The organism is Colwellia sp. C1TZA3, from assembly GCF_007954265.1.
Lineage (GTDB): Bacteria > Pseudomonadota > Gammaproteobacteria > Enterobacterales > Alteromonadaceae > Cognaticolwellia.
The window spans coordinates 1-1,496 of the sequence record NZ_VOLS01000131.1 but is presented as its reverse complement, the minus strand read 5'-3'; the positions used below and the strand labels follow the sequence as shown (position 1 = coordinate 1,496).

1 protein-coding gene is annotated in these 1,496 nt (G+C 46.1%); it reads right to left on the bottom strand.

Features of this window, described 5'->3' with window-relative positions; translation table 11 throughout:
- On the bottom strand, positions 1–1,496 hold a 1,496-nt coding region (locus ESZ39_RS17445), incomplete at both ends, for an Ig-like domain-containing protein (protein WP_223270446.1).

Here is a 1,496-nt window from a genome sequence, read left to right as displayed (position 1 = left end):
CACTAAAGCTTAAGGCTGCATCGTTTGTAATAACGTCATCGTTCAGCGTCCCTGAGTCTGTTGTTAAGCCAACGGTTGGTATCGCTAAGGTTGTATCTAAGGTAAAGGTCGTGCTTGCTGTTTTAACATTTCCGGCAATATCAGTATCGGTTACTGTGACTGTGTACTCACCATCGACTGTCGGTGCGCTGTATTCAGTCGTCGCCGCCGCGCCATCAATTGAATAAGTTCTATTTACATCACTAGCTGCTTCACTAAAGCTTAAGGCAGCATCGTTTGTAATAACGTCATCGTTCAGTGTACCTGAATCTGTTGTTAAGCCAACAGTTGGTATCGCTAAGGTTGTATCTAAGGTAAAGGTCGTGCTTGCCGTTTTAACATTTCCGGCCGTATCGGTATCCGTTACTGTGACTGTGTACTCACCATCGACTGTCGGTGCGCTGTACTCAGTCGCCGCCGCCGCGCCATCAATTGAGTAGACTCTGGTGACATCAGCTGCTGCGGCACTAAATATTAAGGCTTCATCATTTGTAATGGTGTCGCTAGCACTTGAGCCACTATCGTTATCAAGTGTAATGCTTGGCATAGCAACCGTTGTGTCTACTGTTACCTTAGGTGTTGCCGTCGCTATATTTCCAGCAACATCTGTAGCTGTGACAGTTAAAGGAATATCTGTACCATCAGCCAGGTCAGAGAGTGTGATTGAATAAGCACCATCTGCATCAGCAATTGCAGTGCCTAATATTTTGTCATCTGCGTCTGTAATAACTACGCTAGAGCCTGCTTCTGTAATACCGGCAATACCAGGCCTATTGTCGTTGGTAATAATATCTGCCTTTAATGCTGAGTTGGTCGCATCGGTAAGACCTGCTGTTAGGTCATTCGTCTCTGTAACATCAGCTGAGTTTACGCCGGTATCAATAGTGACACTTGGTCCTGCTGTCGCTGTATTTCCAGCAGCATCAGTAGCCGTGACGGTTAAGGGAATATCTACACCATCAGCTAATGGGGAGAGTGTAATTGAATAAGCACCCGTTGTTGCATCCGCAGTCCCTGATCCTAATATCTTTCCATCAGCAGCGGTGATCACTACACTGGAGCCTGGCTCTGTAATACCCGCAATATCAGGTGTGTTGTCATTGGTGATCGTATCTGTATTTAACGCTGAGTTAGTCGCATCGGTAAGGCCTGCTGTGATCCCAATAACAGTACCCGCGATATCTGTGATGCCGGTATCTTTGTCTAATGCTGTTGCAGTCACCTGAGTTGATATGTTCCCAGCCATATCGGTAATGCTTGCTGTGATCACGGCTAATGAGTCTACTTCTACCGCTATACCACTTGCTATATTTACGTCTGTTAATGCAATATCAACAGGACTGTCAGTACCTACTTGATAAGTTAATATATCTCCAGCAACTGCATCACCTGGCATAGTAATAGTGGCGGTTACTGTACCCGCGGCACCTGCGGCTAATTCAGCGGCATTATAGACC